General features: G+C 64.3%; 17 protein-coding genes. 8 read left to right on the top strand and 9 right to left on the bottom strand.

The annotated features are described in order from the left end of the window. Positions 1-24 precede the first annotated feature (24 nt). The 3 genes from XB14_RS21145 to XB14_RS21130 all read right to left on the bottom strand — a co-directional run bounded on the left by XB14_RS21145 (position 25) and on the right by XB14_RS21130 (position 3,770). Entirely contained in the window at positions 25-960 is a 936-nt protein-coding gene (locus tag XB14_RS21145; RefSeq protein WP_077963647.1) for a LysR family transcriptional regulator, read from the bottom strand. Between the two features lie 329 nt (positions 961-1,289). Beyond that, positions 1,290-2,993 (bottom strand): amidohydrolase, encoded by a 1,704-nt coding sequence (locus XB14_RS21135; protein WP_077964038.1) that lies wholly within the window; start codon positions 2,991-2,993, stop codon positions 1,290-1,292. Positions 2,994-3,359: 366 nt separating this feature from the next. Beyond that, positions 3,360-3,770, bottom strand: coding sequence for a hypothetical protein (locus XB14_RS21130; protein WP_077963645.1), 411 nt, complete (start codon positions 3,768-3,770; stop codon positions 3,360-3,362). A gap of 316 nt (positions 3,771-4,086) precedes the next feature. On the opposite strand from XB14_RS21130, the gene XB14_RS21125 reads away from it, so the two are divergent. The 4 genes from XB14_RS21125 to XB14_RS21110 all read left to right on the top strand — a co-directional run bounded on the left by XB14_RS21125 (position 4,087) and on the right by XB14_RS21110 (position 6,885). Beyond that, positions 4,087-4,785, top strand: a complete 699-nt coding sequence (locus XB14_RS21125; RefSeq protein WP_419178612.1) for an RNA polymerase sigma factor — start codon at positions 4,087-4,089, stop codon at positions 4,783-4,785. Between the two features lie 89 nt (positions 4,786-4,874). Continuing rightward, entirely contained in the window at positions 4,875-5,396 is a 522-nt protein-coding gene (locus XB14_RS21120; RefSeq protein WP_077963639.1) for a DUF4142 domain-containing protein, read from the top strand. Positions 5,397-5,407: 11 nt separating this feature from the next. Further along, on the top strand, positions 5,408-5,722 hold the full coding sequence (locus XB14_RS21115) for a cupredoxin domain-containing protein (RefSeq protein WP_077963638.1): 315 nt from the start codon (positions 5,408-5,410) through the stop codon (positions 5,720-5,722). Positions 5,723-5,862: 140 nt separating this feature from the next. Then, the gene (locus tag XB14_RS21110; protein ID WP_077964034.1) at positions 5,863-6,885 is read left to right on the top strand and encodes an LLM class flavin-dependent oxidoreductase; all 1,023 of its coding nucleotides are present in this window, start codon (positions 5,863-5,865) and stop codon (positions 6,883-6,885) included. Positions 6,886-6,991: 106 nt separating this feature from the next. On the opposite strand, the gene XB14_RS21105 is transcribed toward XB14_RS21110, so the two are convergent. The 5 genes from XB14_RS21105 to XB14_RS21085 all read right to left on the bottom strand — a co-directional run bounded on the left by XB14_RS21105 (position 6,992) and on the right by XB14_RS21085 (position 11,534). Continuing rightward, the gene (locus XB14_RS21105; RefSeq protein WP_077963637.1) at positions 6,992-7,375 is read right to left on the bottom strand and encodes a hypothetical protein; all 384 of its coding nucleotides are present in this window, start codon (positions 7,373-7,375) and stop codon (positions 6,992-6,994) included. A gap of 112 nt (positions 7,376-7,487) precedes the next feature. Next, positions 7,488-8,258, bottom strand: a complete 771-nt coding sequence (locus XB14_RS21100) for an ABC transporter ATP-binding protein (RefSeq protein ID WP_077963636.1) — start codon at positions 8,256-8,258, stop codon at positions 7,488-7,490. A 9-nt stretch (positions 8,259-8,267) separates the two neighbouring features. Beyond that, positions 8,268-9,251: an ABC transporter substrate-binding protein gene (locus tag XB14_RS21095; protein WP_077963635.1), complete on the bottom strand. Its 984-nt coding sequence runs from the start codon at positions 9,249-9,251 to the stop codon at positions 8,268-8,270. Between the two features lie 36 nt (positions 9,252-9,287). Further along, a complete protein-coding gene (locus tag XB14_RS21090; RefSeq protein ID WP_077963634.1) occupies positions 9,288-10,172 on the bottom strand; it encodes an ABC transporter permease in 885 nt (294 codons plus the stop codon). Positions 10,173-10,181: 9 nt separating this feature from the next. Beyond that, positions 10,182-11,534 (bottom strand): LLM class flavin-dependent oxidoreductase, encoded by a 1,353-nt coding sequence (locus XB14_RS21085; protein ID WP_077963633.1) that lies wholly within the window; start codon positions 11,532-11,534, stop codon positions 10,182-10,184. 397 nt (positions 11,535-11,931) lie between these two features. On the opposite strand from XB14_RS21085, the gene XB14_RS21080 reads away from it, so the two are divergent. Continuing rightward, on the top strand, positions 11,932-13,293 hold the full coding sequence (locus XB14_RS21080) for a dicarboxylate/amino acid:cation symporter (protein ID WP_077963631.1): 1,362 nt from the start codon (positions 11,932-11,934) through the stop codon (positions 13,291-13,293). An 80-nt stretch (positions 13,294-13,373) separates the two neighbouring features. After that, on the top strand, positions 13,374-13,832 hold the full coding sequence (locus XB14_RS21075; RefSeq protein ID WP_077963630.1) for an SRPBCC family protein: 459 nt from the start codon (positions 13,374-13,376) through the stop codon (positions 13,830-13,832). 42 nt (positions 13,833-13,874) lie between these two features. On the opposite strand, the gene XB14_RS21070 is transcribed toward XB14_RS21075, so the two are convergent. Then, positions 13,875-14,768: a LysR family transcriptional regulator gene (locus tag XB14_RS21070; protein WP_077963629.1), complete on the bottom strand. Its 894-nt coding sequence runs from the start codon at positions 14,766-14,768 to the stop codon at positions 13,875-13,877. 100 nt (positions 14,769-14,868) lie between these two features. Here XB14_RS21070 and XB14_RS21065 point away from each other — a divergent pair, with 100 nt between their 5' ends. Both XB14_RS21065 and XB14_RS21060 read left to right on the top strand, forming a co-directional pair. After that, entirely contained in the window at positions 14,869-15,507 is a 639-nt protein-coding gene (locus tag XB14_RS21065; protein ID WP_077963628.1) for an NAD(P)H-dependent oxidoreductase, read from the top strand. 134 nt (positions 15,508-15,641) lie between these two features. Further along, positions 15,642-16,640 (top strand): NADP-dependent oxidoreductase, encoded by a 999-nt coding sequence (locus tag XB14_RS21060; RefSeq protein ID WP_077963627.1) that lies wholly within the window; start codon positions 15,642-15,644, stop codon positions 16,638-16,640. Positions 16,641-16,905 lie beyond the last annotated feature (265 nt).

The following is a 16,905-nucleotide window of genomic DNA, read 5'->3' as shown; positions in this document are numbered from 1 at the left end:
CGCAAGCGGCGGCCCGGTGTCTCATCATTCTGCGCGCATCCGCGAAGCGCCTCGGCCGGACTGCGGAACGCCGAACTCGCTCGTCAGCAGTTTCACGAAGAACGGAACCAGGCCGGACTTGGCGCGCGACTTGTCGAAGGCGACCTGGAACGGCGCCTTGTAGCTGAAGAGATCCGGGCGGATCGGCCGCAGCAGCCCCTGGCTGACATAGCGGCTGGCGAAGTGATCGGGCAGGTAACCCAGATAGCGGCCCGACAGGATCAGCCGCGCCTCCGCCTCCATGTCGCTGACCGTCGCGCGCGGATTGGCGATCGAGAAGATCTTGAGGTCGCGGGCATTCCAGTAGGAGCGACCGATCAGATTGTAGGACCGGATGTCATCGATCTCGATCGTGCTGTCGTCGCGGGAAAACAACGGATGTTCTGCGCCGCAATAGAAGCGCTGCGTCTCCTCGTAAAGATCGACATATTCGAGCCCCAGCGTCGTGCGCGGGAAGCTGGCGATCGCGATGTGAAGCTCGCCCGTTATCACGTCGCGCAGCAGTTCATGCGGCGGCCGGGTGACGATCGAAAGCGCCACTTCGGGTGCTTCGTCCGTCATCCGGGCAAAGACACGATTGAGGCGGGAGGCCGGGTCCGAAAGGGTGTTGTCGATGAGGCCTATCGAGAGCGTGCCGTTCAGCCGGTGCTGCAAGCCCTTCATGCGGATATCGAACTGGTCGATCGTACCGAACAGCCGCTTCGCCTCCTCGTAGACGGCGCGCCCCTCCTCGGTGAGGCGGAAACCGGACCGGCCCCGCTGGCAGAGGATCAGGCCCAGGCGGCTCTCCAGCGCCGAGATATGGTTGGAAATCGTCGAGAGCGACAGGTTGAGCTCTCCCTGCGCTGCCGCAAAACCGCCTGCCTCGACAATCGTCACAAAAATCCGCAGCAGCCGCACATCCAACGAATCCAACGCCATTCCAACGCGCCTTTAGCTTCAAAGATCTCAAAGTGAAGCACAATTATTATGTATTTTCATGCACTAAGCTACTGCCTGTTTCCTTTAATCGTAGCCGATTAAAGGATAAAAACATGCAGCAACTCAAAGTTCTACAGCGACCTTTGCGCGTCTGATAAGACGCGCGGCGCTGTAGTGTCGCCAGCCGTCCCGGCATGACAAATCGGCCGGCGCCATGGGCGCCGGCCGAACTGGTCAAGACAAGGTACGGTCTACCGACCACAGGCTTCCTGCCTCGATCGCCGTCACCGCGCAGGCGATAAATCGGGACGGACGCCTCCGCTCCGCAGTCAGGGCCGGCGATAGACCTCGTTTCCGGCGAGATAGGTCGCCTCCACCTTGCGTTCGCGGATCGAGCGGTCGAGCGGATCCGGCAACGTGCCGTCGATCACGACGAAATCCGCCCACTTGCCGACGCTGATCGAGCCGATCTCAGCTCCCCAGGGCGTCATGTCCGCACCGGCCTGCGTCAGGCCATGCAGCGCCTGGTCGAAGCTGACGGCCTGTTCCGGATGCCAGGGACCGTCACCGAGGCCGAACGGGCTCTCGCGGAAGACGGCGTCGTTGATCTGGGTGAGCGGGCTCAGCGGCGATGTCGGCCAGTCCGAGCCGAACACCAGCGGCACGCCGGCATCGAGCATCGAATGCCAGACATAGGCCCGCGGCTCGCGATCCGTGCCGATGCGTTCGGTGATGTATTTGCCGATCGTACCGGTCGCATGGTTCGGCTGCATCGAAGCGACGACGCCGAGATCCTTGAAGCGCTGGATGTCCTTGGTCTCGACCACTTCGATATGCTCGATGCGGTTGGGCTGCTGCCGCGGCACCGACGCTTCGGCGAAGGCGTCGAGCACCAGGCCGACGCCGCCGTCACCGATCGCATGCACCGCTGTCGGGAAGCCGTTTTCGTTGGAGGCCCTGATGGCTGCCGCCAACTGTTCCTTGGTTTCGAAGGGCTTGCCCTTCCAGCCGTGCTGGTCGGAATAGTCCGCATGCATATAAGCGGTGCGCGTCGAGAGCACGCCGTCGATCACCGACTTGGTGTAGCCGAGCTTGAGCAGCGGCCCCTTGACCTCCTGCTCGCCGGAATCGGCAGCCACCTTGTCGACCTCGTCGCGATCCTTGACCGCTGCCGCGATCTTCTTCGGGTCGCCCTCGAAGAAGCCGTACCAGACGCGGAGCGGCAACTTCTTCTCGGCGAGGATGGCAGCATAGTCATGGACGGCAGCGAGATCGGACATGTCGTTGACGCCGGTGATGCCGAGGCTGTTGGCAAACTTCATCGTTTGCAGCAGGGCTTTGCGGCGCTCCGCATCGGGAACCACCGGCCGATGCTTCTCGACGAGATCGCCGGCGCTTTCAAGCAGAATGCCGCTCGGCTCGCCCTTGTCATTCAGCACGACCTCGCCGCCCTCCTCGACCTTGGAGGTCGCGGTCACACCGCCCACTTCGAGTGCCTTGGAATTGACCCAGTAGGAATGGAAATCGATGTCGCGCAAAATCACGACGCGATCCGGCACCACTGCGTCGAGATCTTCCTTGGTCGGCAGCTTGCCTTCGCCGAGCGTGTAGTCCCAGCCGCCACCCATCAGCCATACGCCCTTGGGTAGGCGCTGATCGGCCTCCTTGATCTTTTGAAGCCAGGTCTTCTTGTCCGGGATGTAGGAGAGGTCGACACCGGTCACCATGTCCATGCCCGACGTCAAGTGCGTGTGGCCGTCGATGAAGCCCGGCGTCACCGTCTTGCCGCCGGCGTCGATCACCTTGGTCTCGGCGTCGGCCAGCGCCTTGATCTCGTCATTGCTGCCGATCGCGGTGAACTTGCCGCTCTCGACGGCGAATGCCTGGGCCTTCGGTTTGCCCTGATCGACGGTGCGCACGTCGCCGTTGAGCACGATCAGGTCAGGTGCTGCCCAAACCGGCTGCGCCGTGCAAACCATGATTGCCAGAACGGACGTTGCGCCCAGGGCCCGGGTTACTGCTGCCAATGTCATGAAATCCTCCTCCCGCGGCTGCATCCCTCCACCCCCGGCGAGCCGCGCGGCACCGGCGTTGTCAGAATGATGCGGCAAGGGAGGAGGATAGCGATATACTCCCTCGGGCTAGGTTTGCGGCGTGCGGCATGTAGACGGGACGGTGGCGCCGCTTTCATGTCTCCTGCTGAAGACACAGCAACGCCGGCGCCCGAACGAGACGCATCCAGCGTTACAAGCGGCTGTCCAAGGCGGCAGCGCACCTCAAGCGGCGCAAAGGCCCGCACGGCGCGAGTGAACATCCCGCAACCCGCGAGAGACGAGGAGGTTAGGGAAGCGTCCGGCTGGCGCCCTGGCTTCCCCTTGGCCGGCCGACCGGCTCAGCCCTCAGCTAAAGAGCGCCTTCAGGCGCGGCCAAAGACCAATGGCTGCGCGCACCCGCCGGGCGGCATAGGCGGCACGCACCGAACTGCCGAAATTGCAGTCGCAGACGATGTCGTGCAGCTGATGATCCGATATTTCGAAGAAGCGTTTTGCTTCGCCGTAGCTGTCGTCGGCGAGCCCCGCGAGCCGCAATTGCGGATCCTCGAAAGCGACGGTCATGGGGGAACCGTTGACCTGCATGGCCTGGCGAACGGCAGCGGTCGCACGCTCGGTTCCGGAAAGCGTGCCCAGCCGACGGTCGGGGTTGCTTTCCAGGAGTTCGGCCCACCGCTGGAGCCGTTCCGTTCTCGTCATGACGGGATCGGGACGAATTTCGGCGAGCGCCTGCAACTGTTCAAGTGTTTGATGCTTCATCGTCGTCTCTCCTAGTGCGAAGATGCGACCGCGGTACGCGCCCCTGCATACCGGGGTCGCCGTTCCTCAAACTCGCCAGGGGGAACCGCAGTTCCCTGGCCGGAGAAAAAAAGACTGCTTGCGCGTACCGCTGCGCGAACAGCGCCAGAAGACCCAACTTCCGCTGGCGGAAACGCGCGAAAATACCGCCTCGAAGAGGCGCCCTCGCCGCTAGAAGCGCGCCCCCGTTGCTATTCCGATTGTCGCTGGCGAGACGTATGCTTTCTCGGGAACGTTTTTGCCGGATCCGCATCTAACGGCGGTTTGGAGGTGGATGATGAAGGATGCTTTGCGGACAATGCGCGCCACGGCGGAAGCGGACCATTTGACGGACGAGGCTCTCGTCGAGCGTGCGCTTGCCAGGGATCCGGACGCCTTCCGGATCATCATGACCAGGCACAACCAGCGGCTTTTTCGCATCGCACGCGCTGTCGTGCGCAACGACAGCGTCGCGGAGGATGTGGTGCAAGAGGCCTATCTGCGCGCCTTCGAACATCTGGAAACGTTCCGTGGCGACGCCAGCCTCGCCACCTGGCTGCATCGCGTCGTGCTGAACGAGGCGCTCGGGCGCCTGCGCAGGTCGGCGACGCGACGGGAGGTTCCGCTTCCAACGGACGGGGCCGGCGCCGAGATCGTGCCTTTTCCCAATGCCGCAAGCGCAGACGATCCGGAACGCAGCCTCGCGCAGCGGCAGATCCTGCGGCTGGTGGAAGAGGCCGCCGACGCGTTGCCGGAGGCCTTCCGCCTGGTCTTTATCGCCCGGGTGATCGAAGCGATGAGCGTGGAGGAAACCGCAGCCCTCCTCGGCATCAACCCGAAGACGGTTAGAAGCCGTCTGCACCGCGCCCGCCAGCTCCTGCGCCAGCAGATCCATCGCCAGGTCGGACCGGTGCTCCTGAACGCCTTCCCCTTTGCCGGCCGCCGCTGCGCCCGGCTGACGGAGGCGGTCATGAACCGGCTCGGACTGTCAGGCTGACATTTTCGGGAACCTTCGCGGGCGGCGCGCATCCAACGGGTGTCATCCACCAAGACCGGCAGCAAGCCTCGCCGGAAAAGGAGTTTCCGATGTATGCCCGCCTCACTTCAGCCCTCGCCTTCGCCTGCCTCATCAGTGGCGCTGCCCTTGCGGCCGACACCAAGGTCACCGATCCGCAGATCGCCCATATCGCCTACACCGCCGGCGTCATCGATATCGAAGCCGCCAAGCAGGCCCTGAAAATCTCGAAGGACAAGGAGGTCATCAGCTTTGCCAACGACATGCTGCGCGACCACGAAGCCGTGAACCAGCAGGCCCTCGATCTCGTCAAGAAATTGAAGGTGACGCCCGAGGACAACGACACCAGCCGCGCACTGACGAAAGCGGCAACTGAAGAGCGCGAAGAGCTGGCGAAGCTCAGCGGCGCCGACTTCGACAAGGCCTATGTCGCCAACGAGGTAGCCTACCACAAGCAGGTCAATGGCGCGCTTGAAACCCTGCTCATTCCCTCCGCGAAGAATGCCGAGCTCAAGGACCTGCTGGAGACCGGCCTCAAGCTGTTCCAGGGTCATCAGCAACATGCCGAGCATGTCGCGGCCATGATGAAATAGGCGGCGCCAAGATGCAGACGCTGAGCCTTGGTGCCCTTTGCGGCCTGGCGTTGATATTGGCCGTGCCGCCGGCGCAGGCGGAAACCATCCGGATCACGATCGACAAGCTCGTCTTTTCGCCGGTCGAGATCAGCGCCGCCGTCGGCGACGTGATCGAGTGGCAGAACAACGACGTCATGGCCCACACGGCGACGGCCAAGGGTGACTTCGACGTCGTGATACCGCCGAAAAAGACCGCCACGCTTACGGTCGGCAAGGCCGGCACCTTCGACTACTACTGCCGCTTTCACCCGAACATGAAGGCGCGGCTGCAGGTGCGACAATGAGCTGAAAGATGCTGAGGACGGCGGTGCGACAGGATCGACGCGCCCCGCCGTTCACGGCGAAGTCACCGGAGGCCGTCTGTATCCAGAACTGGAATCGTGCCATGAAGCGGTCGGTTTCATTCGACAGGCGGCACACGACCATGAAGAAGATCGGCTTTCTTTCCTTCGGACACTGGACGCCCTCGCCGCAGTCGCAGACGCGATCGGCGGCCGATGCCCTGCTGCAATCGATCGACCTTGCCGTTGCGGCCGAGGAACTGGGCGCGGACGGTGCCTATTTCCGCGTCCATCACTTTGCCCGCCAGCTCGCCTCGCCGTTCCCGCTCCTGGCAGCGGTCGGCGCAAAGACGAGCCGGATCGAGATCGGCACCGCCGTCATCGACATGCGCTACGAGAACCCGCTCTACATGGCCGAGGACGCCGGTGCCGCCGACCTCATCGCCGGCGGACGCCTGCAGCTCGGCATCAGCCGCGGCTCGCCGGAGCAGGTGATCGACGGCTGGCGCCACTTCGGCTACCAGCCGTCCGAGGGCGAGACCGAGAGCGACATGGCGAGACGGCACGCGGAGGTGCTGCTCGACGTGCTGCGCGGCGAAGGTTTCGCCGAACCCAATCCGCGGCCGATGTTCCCCAATCCTCCCGGCCTGCTGCGGCTCGAGCCGCATTCCCAGGGCCTTCGGGAGCGCATCTGGTGGGGCGCAAGCTCGAATGCCACGGCCGTCTGGGCCGCCAAGCTCGGCATGAACCTGCAGAGTTCGACACTGAAGGACGATGAAACCGGCCTGCCGTTCCACGTCCAGCAGGCCGACCAGATCCGCGCCTACCGGGAAGCCTGGAAGGCGGCGGGGCACATACGCGAGCCGCGTGTCTCGGTCAGCCGCAGCATCTTCGCGCTGGTGGACGATCGCGACCGCATGTATTTCGGCGGCGGCAACAAGCAGGAAGACCAGATCGGCTTCATCGACGACAAGACGCGGGCGATATTCGGGCGCAGCTACGCTGCCGCACCGGATGTGCTGGTCGAGCAACTGGCGAAGGACGAGGCAATTGCCGAGGCCGATACGTTGCTCCTGACCGTGCCGAACCAGCTTGGCGTCGAATACAACGCCCACGTGATCGAGGCGATCCTCAAGCACGTCGCGCCGGCCCTTGGCTGGCGCTAGCGACAGGCGACGCCTCAAACTCCAGGCATCTGCAATAGGCATCTGAATTCAGGCGCCCGGCCGGGAGCGCGGCTGTACGGCCGCGCCCCTTCACTTAGCTGCTCCTTCAAGGAACCTGCGGCGGATGTGCGACGCCCAGATAGTAGTCGCCCTGTCCGCCGCTCTGGTACTCACCCGTATAGCGCTGGCGGGCGTCACCCAACGTGCGTGGCGGCGGGCGATAGATGTAGCCCGGCGCCGGGTCGACATACGGGTCGACATAGATGCTGCCGGTCGGCATCGGGTCGACGTAGACCTGCGGTGCGGGCTCTACATAGACCGGGCCGGGCGCGGGTTCGACATAGTAGGGTTGCCCGTAGAGAACCCGGTTCTGGGTGCCCGGCGGATTGTGCGGATCGATGCCGGTGTAGAAGCCGTTGGCGAGCGCCGGTGCTGCCGTGCCAAGGGCAAGAACGATTGCGGCGAATTGCATTCCCTTCGAAAGCTTCATGACGTTGCTCCTGTCTCGGCTCGGCATCCGGCCCACCGGGCAGCGTCGCCCCCGGTGGATGCGGATTGCGACAGAATAACGCGTGATCGCTGCAACCGTTCCGCAAGCGGCCTTAGTGCAGTCCGAAGACGCCGAGCAGTTCTTCGCGCTGTCGCACGAACGCGCGGGCGCTGCGATCGCGCGGCCGCGGCAGGTCGATCTCGATCAACCGGGGTTCGCCGCCCTTTTCGCGCGGCAGGATGAGGATGCGATCGGCGAGATAGATCGCCTCCTCGAGGTCGTGGGTGACGAGCACCGTCGTCACGTCCTCGTCGCGCCAGATGCGTGCGAGCTCCTGCTGCATGCTGATCTTGGTCATGGCGTCTAGCGCACCCAGCGGTTCGTCGAGCAGCAGGATTTCGGGCTGGACCGCGAGCGCGCGGGCAATGCCGACGCGCTGGGCCATGCCGCCCGACAGTTGCCGCGGATAGGCGCCTTCGAACGGTTGCAGGCCGACCAGCTGGACGTAGCGCCGCGCCCGATCCCGCGCCTCCGCTCGGGAGAGACCACGCGTCTCCAGCCCGAAGCCGACATTGTCGAGTACGGTCAACCAGGGCAAAAGCCGCGGCTCCTGGAAGATCACCGCCCGGTCGGTGCCGACGCCTCGCGTCAGCTTGCCATCGATCAGCACTTCACCATCATCCGGATCTTCGAGCCCCGCCAGCACCCTGAGCAAGGTCGTCTTTCCCGAACCGCTGGCGCCGACGATGGCAAGTGTCTCGCCGGAGCGGATATGGAGGTTGATGTTCCTCAGAACGGGCAATGGCGCGCCGTTCAGGCGGTAGGACTTGGAGAGGTGACGGATCGTCACCTCTCCGCGGCCGAGGTTTTGGGCATCGCTCATGGGAGATCCTCAGTTGCTGGCCGCTGCGCCGTCGACGGCAAAGAGCACGTCCTTGGGCGCCAACTGGCCCTGCTTGAGCTTGCCTTCACGCACAAGCACGTCGATCCAGAACTGCAGGTCGCGCTCGACCGGCAGACCGCCGGCACGCACGCCATAACCGCGGAAATACTGCGCGATATCGGGGTTTTCACCGCGCGCCTTCAGCGTCTTGGCAAGAAGATCTTTCGTTTCTGCCGGGTGCTCGCGGGCATAGTCGAGCGCGCGGGCCGACTGCAGGACGAAGGTCTTTGCGGCCTCCGGGTGCTCCTTTACGAAATCCCGGCGCAGCACGACGAAACCGCCGGCGATCTCGCCGAGCACATCCGTATCGTCGAAGATCGCGCGCAGGCCGCCGTTCTTGCGGGCGGCACCCTCGAAGGTCGTCTGCCAGTAGCCGAAGGCGGAGATATCCACCTGGCCCGAGCGCAGAACCTGCTCCAGTTGCGGGCCGGGAACGACGACCTGATTGGCCGCATCGGTCGGCAGGCCGACCGAATGCAGCGCCTCGCGGATCGTATAGTCGAGGTGCGCGCCCAGCGTGTTGACGGCAATGCTCTTGCCGGCAATGTCCTTGATGCTTTTGATCGGGCTGTCTTCCAGCACGTAGAAGATCGACTGCACCTCGTCGTTGATGCCGTTGGAGGGATAGGCGGCGACGAAATCGTTGCCGCTGATGATCGAGTTGAGGACGGCGGAGGTTGCTGCGCTGCCGATCTCGACGTCGCCGGAGGCCAACGCGATCAGCGAAGCCGGCCCGCCGGTGGCGTAACCGACGCTCTCGATGGTGATCCCGGTACCATCGAAATAGCCGAGCTCCTGGGCGAGCTCATGCGCCGACAGGCCGCCTTGGCTGGCGAGATAGCGCAGCGTGACGGCGTCGGCGGCAACAGCCGGTGCCGCAAGGCCGAGCGTGACTGCTGCCGAGAGAAGGAGATTGCGGGGATGGAAAGTCATCTCGATATCCTTTCGAGGGAGAGTTGGAAAAGGCGGTCAGGCGTTCGGTGCAGACCAGCGGCAGAGATTGCGCTGGACGAGAACGAGCAGCGCGTTGGCGGCGAGCCCGAGCAGGGCAAGCAGCAGGATCGACGCAAACATCAGCGGGATCTGGAAGTTGTACTGGGCGTTCATCACCTGGAAGCCGATGCCCTTGTTCGCGCCGATCATCTCGGCGGCAATGAGGAGAAGCAGCGCCGTGGTGGCCGAGAGCCTGAGGCCGACGAAGATCGCAGGCACGGAGGCGGGCAGAACCACGCGGCGGAAGACGGCAAGCGAACCGGCACCGTAGGTGCGGGCCATCTCGATCAGCTTCCTGTCGACCTCCTTGACCCCGCCAATCGTCGACAAGAGGATCGGAAACAGCGTCGCCCAGAAGATCACGAAGACCTTCGACGTTTCGCCGAGACCAAGCAGGAGGATGAAGACCGGGTAAAGCGCCAGCGCCGAAGTCTGGCGGAAAAGCTGCAGTATGGGGTCGAGCGCCTGCTCCACGAGACGAACCTGCCCCATGAACAGGCCGAGCGGAATGCCGACCGCGACGGCGGCGGCAAAGGCGATGCCCGATCGCTGCAGGCTGATGGCGATGTCGTCGAGCAGCGCACCGCCGGCAAGGCCGTCCCAAAGGGCAGAGAGGATCACGTCGAGCGGCGGAAAGACCGCCGCATTGACCCAGCCCACGGTGCTCGCAATCTGCCAGAAGGCCAGAAACGCGAGCACGAGGCCGTAGCGGGCGACGATCGCGCCGAGCAGGCGCCGCCCGCGCGGCTCGACACGCGGCCTCTGATGCGCGACTGGCGGGATCGAGCTCCTGGCGTGCACCTCGCGGCGCGTCGTCCCGAAGCCTGCGGCAAGCGAGGTGTTGACGGTTTCATAGGACATGATCGAACCTCATTCCGCTGCCTGAACGGCCGAGCGGGCGGCGGTCCAGCGGTTGACGGGAACGGGCAGGCCGAGATTTTCGCGCAAGGTTCTACCCTCGTATGCGGTGCGGAACAGGCCGCGACGCTGCAACTCCGGAATGACCAGCTCGACGAAGTCGTCGAGCGCCGTCGGGAACCATGGCGGCAGGATGTTGAAGCCATCGGCGGCTTCGTTTTCGAACCATTCCTGCAGCGTGTCGGCGATCTGCCCGGCGGTACCGACGATCGTGTAATGGCCACGCGCCGACGCGATCCACTGATAGAGCTGGCGAATGGTGAAGTTGTTCTCGTCGGCGATCTGGCGGATCAGCGCCTGCCGGCTCTTCATGCCCTCGGTCGGCGGCGCCGGCGGCAGCGGCCCGTCGAGATCGTAGCCGCGAAGATCGAGCGTCCCTCCGGTCAGGCCATTGAGCAGGCCGATACCGTCCTCTTCGACGATGAGCGAGGTCAGCCGCTCGTATTTCTCCCGCGCTTCGGCCTCCGTCCGGCCGACGAAGGGCGAGACACCGGGCATCACCAGGATATGGTCGGGATTGCGGCCAAGACCGCGGGCGCGGGCCTTGATGTCGCGATAGAATTCCTGCGCCGTCTCGATGTGCTGGTGTGCGGTGAAGATGACCTCCGCCGTTGCCGCCGCGAGCCCGCGGCCGTCGTCGGACTGGCCGGCCTGCACGATGATCGGATGCCCCTGCGGCGAGCGCGAGATGTTGAGCGGGCCGCGCACCTTGAAGTGTTCGCCGCGGTGATCGGTGTCGTGCAGCTTCGCCGGATCGAAGAAGACGCCCGTTTGCTTGTCGCGGATGAATGTATCGTCCTCGAAACTGTCCCACAGCTTCTTGACGACATCGACATGCTCGGCCGCGCGCCGGTAGCGTTCGGCATGGGGAAGCTGCGTGTCGCGGTTGAAATTCTGCGCCGTCGGATCGCCCGTCGTCGTCACCACGTTCCAGCCGGCGCGGCCGCCGGAGATGAGGTCGAGCGACGCGAACTTGCGCGCCGTCGTATAGGGCTCCTCATAGGTCGTCGACGAGGTGGCGATGAAACCGAGATGGGTGGTCAGCGGCGCCAAGGCGGAAAACAGCGTGACCGGCTCGAAGCCGGCGACGCGGGCGTTGCCGCCCTCTCGCGCGCCGCCAAAGCCGATTGCCAGCCCGTCGGCAAGAAAGTAGGCGTCGAACAGGCCGCGTTCCGCGGTCAACGCCAGTTGCTTGTGAAACTCGAAGCTGGTCGCCCCGTCGGCTGGCTGGTCGGGGTGACGCCAGGCCGCGACATGCTGCCCGCCACCGGGAAGAAAGGCTCCAAGCCGGATCTTGCGTGTCATCTCAATCCTCTCCTGTTCTCGCTGCAAACTTGAGGAGATCGCCCCGCCGGCGGCGGAGCCCACATGGCGCCCCGCAACACGCGGCGAACTCCGGCCACGACGGACAGATTACATTATACACTATTTTTATAGAGAAAGGAGATTTCAACGAAGTGCGGCGAGATTGAAATGTTTTTCGTCACTTCGCCGAGTTTGGAGATCGGCGACCGCTGCGCCGCCCGCAAAGTCAATCCGGCCGAAGCGACAGCGCGTGGTTGCTCCGCGAAAATATTCCACTCGGAGTACCTTTCGAGACAAAGGGTTTCTTATCTCGACCAGAATACTCGACTATTTTTCGGACACTTGCGGCGACCGTTGCCAAAAATGCGGCCGCCGCCACACAATGAGAGTGAAAGACGTGTCCCAAGCAACCACCCAATCCTCACCAAAGCCGATTTATGCCTCCTTCGGCTTCCAGGTCCTGGCAGCCATGGTCATCGGCCTGCTGCTCGGCCTCATCGCCCGCAACATCGGCGTCGATGCCAGCGGCAATGCCAACTGGCTGACCGTGACCCTGCAGACGATCGGTTCGATCTTCGTCCAGCTTCTGCGCGCTCTGGTGCCGCCGCTCGTCTTTACCGCCATCGTCGCCTCGATCGCCAATCTGGCGACGCTGCAGAATGCCGCAAAGCTCGTTTGGCAGACGCTGCTGTGGTTCGCGATCACTTCGCTGATCGCCGTCGTCATCGCCATCGCGCTCGGCCTGATCATTCAGCCCGGTGTCGGCTCGGCCGTTTCGCAGGAAGCCGCGAAAGCCCCGTCCTATTCCGGCTCGTGGCTCGATTTCCTGAAGGGCCTCGTGCCTGCCAACATGCTCGGCCTGGAAGCCAGCACCAAGGTCACCGACACGGGTGCCACCACCTCGCTCAATTTCAACGTACTGCAGATCCTCGTCGTCTCGATCGCCGTCGGCGCCGCGGCGCTGAAGGTCGGCGATGCCGCCAAGCCGTTCCTCGCCTTCAACCAGTCGCTGCTTGCCGTTGTGCGCAAGATCCTCTGGTGGGTTATCCGGCTGACGCCGATCGGCACGATCGGCCTGCTCGGTCGCGCCGTCGCCCAATATGGCTGGGAAACCCTGGCGCAGCTCGGCTGGTATGCCGCCGCCGTCTATATCGGCCTTGCGATCGTGCTCTTCGTCGTCTACCCGGCGCTGCTCGTCGCACACGGGCTGAAACCCTCGCGCTTCTTTGCCGGTGCCTGGCCGGCGATCCAGCTCGCCTTCGTCTCGCGCTCCTCGGTCGGCACCCTGCCCGTTACCGAGACGGTGACCGAAAAGAGCCTCGGCGTGCCGCGCGAATACGCCGCCTTTGCCGTGCCGCTCGGCGCGACCACCAAAATGGACGGCTGCGCCGCGATCTACCCGGCGATTTCGGCGATCTTCATCGCACAGTTCTTCGGCCTGCCGCTCGGCATTCAGGAATATGTGCTGATCGTCTTCGTCTCGGTGCTCGGCTCCGCCGCAACGGCCGGCCTCACCGGCGCCACCGTCATGCTGACGCTGACGCTCTCGACGCTCGGCCTGCCGCTCGAAGGCGTCGGCCTGCTGCTCGCGATCGACCCGATCCTCGACATGGGCCGCACGGCGGTCAACGTCGCCGGCCAGGCGCTGGTGCCGACCATCGTTTCCAAGCGCGAGGGCATTCTTAACGAGACCGTCTACAACGGCGACAAGGTCGTCGACGACCTCGAGCCGGTTGGAACGGCGGCGCAGGCTGCCTAACGGCAATGAAAAGGGCATGCGGGCCGTCGGGCCCGCATGCCGTGTTATACTCCAGACATCCGCCTGTTGAGGGATCGGCGATGTCGTCGGCCAGTTTTCATCTTGTCACGGAATGGACGATCGACGCCCCTCTTGAAGACGTATGGCGCGAACTCAGCGCGCCGGAGCGCTGGCCCGAATGGTGGCCCTCGGTGAAACAGGTGACGCTGCTGCAACAGGGTGACGAGCGCGGTGTCGGCGCCATCAGGCGCATGCGCTGGTCGACAGCGCTACCATACGAGCTGGTCTTCGACATGGAGACCGTGAAAGTCGAGCCGCCCTTCCTCATCGAAGGCCGGGCACTGGGCGAACTCGACGGCATCGGCCGCTGGACGCTGCAAGGCGACGGAGCCAGCTGCCGCGTTCGCTACGACTGGATCGTAGAGGTCACAAAACCCTGGATGGTCCGGCTTTCCTTCATCCTCAGGCCCGTCTTTCGCTGGAACCACGGGGTGGTGATGGAGCGCGGACGGCGCGGTCTCCTGCAGCGACTGGCCTGAAAGCAACTACCGGCACGGCCCGAAGGACGCATGGACAGGCGGCTACGGCCCCAGGGCGCGCGCCTCCTGCCTGATGATTTCGCCCAGGCGCCTTGCGCCCGGTCCCGCCGCATCCGGATCCGGGTAGACCAGATACATTGCGCCCCAGCGCTCCGACCCTTCCTTCAGCGGCAGGGGCTTCAGCTGGCCGGCGGCAAGCTCCTCGCGAATCCAGTCCTCCGGATACCAGGCAAAGCCCATGCCCATGCAGGCGGCGCGAATGGAGGTTGCCTTGTGGCTGACCGTCAGCCGCCGCTCCGTCACGCTCCAGACGCTCGGGCGTTGCCTAGCCAAGCCGCTGTCGCGGATCACCAGATGGCGGTGACCCTTGAGGTCCTCGATCCCGAGCTCCCGTTCCAACCGGTGCAACGGGTGGAAGGGAGCGGCGGCGGCAACGGCCCGATAGCGCAGGAGAACCTCGCCCGTGTGACCGGCCGGCAGATTGTCAGCGCAGATCGCAAGGTCGACGGCACCCGCCAGCAGCAACTCGTCCGTTCCGCCCATCACGCTCTCATGGAGCTCGATCCGGGTCTCCGGCGCCTCCTCGCCGAACCGCTCGATGCAGCGCAGGAGCAGCCAGGAGGGAAACAGCCCCTCCACCGCCAGGCTCAGCATCTGCTCCTGACCCTTGGCGAGGTTTTCGGCCGCCCGCTCCAGGCGCGTCGCCTCGTCGACCAGCGACTTGCCGCGTCGGTAGAGAATACGCCCCTCGGTGGTCAAGAGCGCCTTGCGCCCCTCGATCTCGAACACGGCGACACCGAGTCTCTCTTCGATCTGGCGCACCGCATAGCTCACCGTCGACTGCGACTTGTTCAGCGCCTGCGCCGCCTGCGCGAAGCCGCCGGCATCGACCACCGCGATGAAAGTCCGCCACTGATCCAGGGATATACGCAGCATTGATCGATCCAATAGATAGATATACGCCAAAATTCGAACTTTTTTATCGCCTTGGCAGATGTTTGTATAGTTCCAACGAACACAGACAAGCGAGGCCGACATGAACATTCTTCTCGTCACCGCCGATCCGGAAGGCCAGTCCTTCGCCAGATCTCTGGCCGACCGCTACGTCGCCGGCATCCGCGAAACGAAGACCGCAGCGGTCGAACTGGCCGACCTTGCCGCCGAAGGTTTCGACCCGCGCATGACCCGCGCGGATCTGGCTTTCTATCGCGGGCTTGGACCGTTGCCGCAGGACGTCAGGCGCGAACAGCAGCGCGTCGAACGGGCCGACCTCCTGCTGCTGGCCTTTCCGATCTACTGGTGGTCGCTGCCGGCAGTCGCAAAGGGCCGGATCGATCGTGTATTTACCAAGGGCTGGGCCTTCGGCAGCGACGATCGCTTCACCGGACCGCTTTCTGCGAAGCGCGTTCGCCTGATCGCCACCGGCGCCGGGAACCACCGGCTCTACCAGAAGCACGGCTATGAAAGCGCGCTGACCGCCCAGATCGCCCATGGGATCTTCAATTTCAGCGGCGTCACCAATGTCGAGTCGCACCTGTTCCTGGACGTGGAGAGCGGCGACCGCGCGGCGCGGCTGCGCAATCTTGCCACCGCCCACGATCTGGGCCGCGCCTATGCGGAGGGCCAGCACCAGCCTTCCCCCGGGCAACCCCGCCTGCTGCCGGCGACGGCCTGAAGCCGACGGGTCGGCGACCCCCCGAGATCTCATCTTCCATCGTGCACCACCGAACCGAACGCCGCCACAGGCGGCGCGCGAACGAACCCACGCATCCCCTCTCAACCGAACCCCAGACGACAAAGGAAAAAACCATGTCTACCGAAACCCGCGAAATCCATCTGAAGAGCCGTCCGACCGGACTTCCGACCGCAGAAAATTTCGAGATCGCCAGCCGGCGCCTCGACGATCCGAAGCCCGGCCAGCTGCTGGTCCGCAACACCTGGATGTCCGTCGATCCCTATATGCGAGGCCGCATGGACGACCGGAAAAGCTATATTCCGCCGTTCCAGCTTGACGCAGCCATGGATGGCGCCGCCGTCGGCGTGGTCGAACACTCGACCGATCCGGCCTTCTCGGTCGGCGACGCCGTCGTGCATTTCGCCGGCTGGAGGGATTATGCGGTCATCGACGCGGCGACGGCGCGCAAGATCGATCCGGGTCTTCCGGCCCAGGCCTATCTCGGCGCGCTCGGCTTTCCCGGCCTCACCGCCTATGTGGGGCTGACGCGCATCGCCAATGCCAGGCCAGGCGAGACCATTTTCGTTTCGGCGGCCAGCGGCGCCGTCGGCAGCATCGTCGCCCAGATCGCCAAGCTCAGCGGCTTGCGGGTGATCGCCTCGGTCGGCTCATCGGATAAGGCCGCCTGGCTGAAGAACGAGATCGGCGTCGATGCCGTCATCAACTATCGCGAGACGCTCGATCTGACCGAAGCGCTTGCCGCCGCAGCACCTGACGGCATCGACATCTACTTCGACAATGTCGGCGGGGACCATCTTGAGGCGGCGCTTGCGCTCGCCAACGACCACGCCCGCTTCGTGCTTTGCGGCATGATCGCCGGCTACAATGCCGGCGGCGCGGCCGGGCCGCGCAACATCTTCCAGGCGATCGAGAAGCGCATCCGCCTTGAGGGGCTGATCGTTTCCGATCACGTCGATCTGATCCCCGAGTTCGATCGCAAGATGAGCGTCTGGATCAAGGAACGGAAGATCCAATTGCGCGAAACCATCGTCGCCGGCCTGGAAAATGCGCCTGAGGCTTTCCTTGGCCTTTTCAAGGGCGCCAACACCGGCAAGATGCTCGTGCGCCTCTAGAGCATCCTGCCTTCAAGTGGAATCACTTACGGGCGGAAAGATGCTCTAGAATCAAAGTGCTCGAGCGCCCGGCTCCGCATCGGCGAACCGGGTAACGCCTCTCGCAAAGCCAAACCTATGCCCCGCCCGATGGCGGGGCATAGGCGCACCATTTGAGGCGCGGGCGAAGCGCGCGTTCGGGTCGGCGGCACTGTTCGCAGAGACGCCGAACGCATGGTCGCCCATGAACACCGCCAAAAACTCCTCCCTTGAATTATCCTATCCA

Origin of the sequence: Ensifer adhaerens, assembly GCF_002007205.1 — a bacterium.
Classification (GTDB): domain Bacteria; phylum Pseudomonadota; class Alphaproteobacteria; order Rhizobiales; family Rhizobiaceae; genus Ensifer; species Ensifer adhaerens_D.
This window is presented reverse-complemented; position numbering and strand designations above follow the sequence as displayed.

Excerpts from the sequence above, each read along its gene's own strand:
- XB14_RS21145 (WP_077963647.1), bottom strand. The coding sequence starts at position 960 with ATGGCGTTGGATTCGTTGGATGTGCGGCTGCTGCGGATTTTTGTGACG.
- XB14_RS21135 (WP_077964038.1), bottom strand. The coding sequence starts at position 2,993 with ATGACATTGGCAGCAGTAACCCGGGCCCTGGGCGCAACGTCCGTTCTG.
- XB14_RS21130 (WP_077963645.1), bottom strand. The coding sequence starts at position 3,770 with ATGAAGCATCAAACACTTGAACAGTTGCAGGCGCTCGCCGAAATTCGT.
- XB14_RS21125 (WP_419178612.1), top strand. The coding sequence starts at position 4,087 with ATGAAGGATGCTTTGCGGACAATGCGCGCCACGGCGGAAGCGGACCAT.
- XB14_RS21120 (WP_077963639.1), top strand. The coding sequence starts at position 4,875 with ATGTATGCCCGCCTCACTTCAGCCCTCGCCTTCGCCTGCCTCATCAGT.
- XB14_RS21115 (WP_077963638.1), top strand. The coding sequence starts at position 5,408 with ATGCAGACGCTGAGCCTTGGTGCCCTTTGCGGCCTGGCGTTGATATTG.
- XB14_RS21110 (WP_077964034.1), top strand. The coding sequence starts at position 5,863 with ATGAAGAAGATCGGCTTTCTTTCCTTCGGACACTGGACGCCCTCGCCG.
- XB14_RS21105 (WP_077963637.1), bottom strand. The coding sequence starts at position 7,375 with ATGAAGCTTTCGAAGGGAATGCAATTCGCCGCAATCGTTCTTGCCCTT.
- XB14_RS21100 (WP_077963636.1), bottom strand. The coding sequence starts at position 8,258 with ATGAGCGATGCCCAAAACCTCGGCCGCGGAGAGGTGACGATCCGTCAC.
- XB14_RS21095 (WP_077963635.1), bottom strand. The coding sequence starts at position 9,251 with ATGACTTTCCATCCCCGCAATCTCCTTCTCTCGGCAGCAGTCACGCTC.
- XB14_RS21090 (WP_077963634.1), bottom strand. The coding sequence starts at position 10,172 with ATGTCCTATGAAACCGTCAACACCTCGCTTGCCGCAGGCTTCGGGACG.
- XB14_RS21085 (WP_077963633.1), bottom strand. The coding sequence starts at position 11,534 with ATGACACGCAAGATCCGGCTTGGAGCCTTTCTTCCCGGTGGCGGGCAG.
- XB14_RS21075 (WP_077963630.1), top strand. The coding sequence starts at position 13,374 with ATGTCGTCGGCCAGTTTTCATCTTGTCACGGAATGGACGATCGACGCC.
- XB14_RS21070 (WP_077963629.1), bottom strand. The coding sequence starts at position 14,768 with ATGCTGCGTATATCCCTGGATCAGTGGCGGACTTTCATCGCGGTGGTC.
- XB14_RS21065 (WP_077963628.1), top strand. The coding sequence starts at position 14,869 with ATGAACATTCTTCTCGTCACCGCCGATCCGGAAGGCCAGTCCTTCGCC.
- XB14_RS21060 (WP_077963627.1), top strand. The coding sequence starts at position 15,642 with ATGTCTACCGAAACCCGCGAAATCCATCTGAAGAGCCGTCCGACCGGA.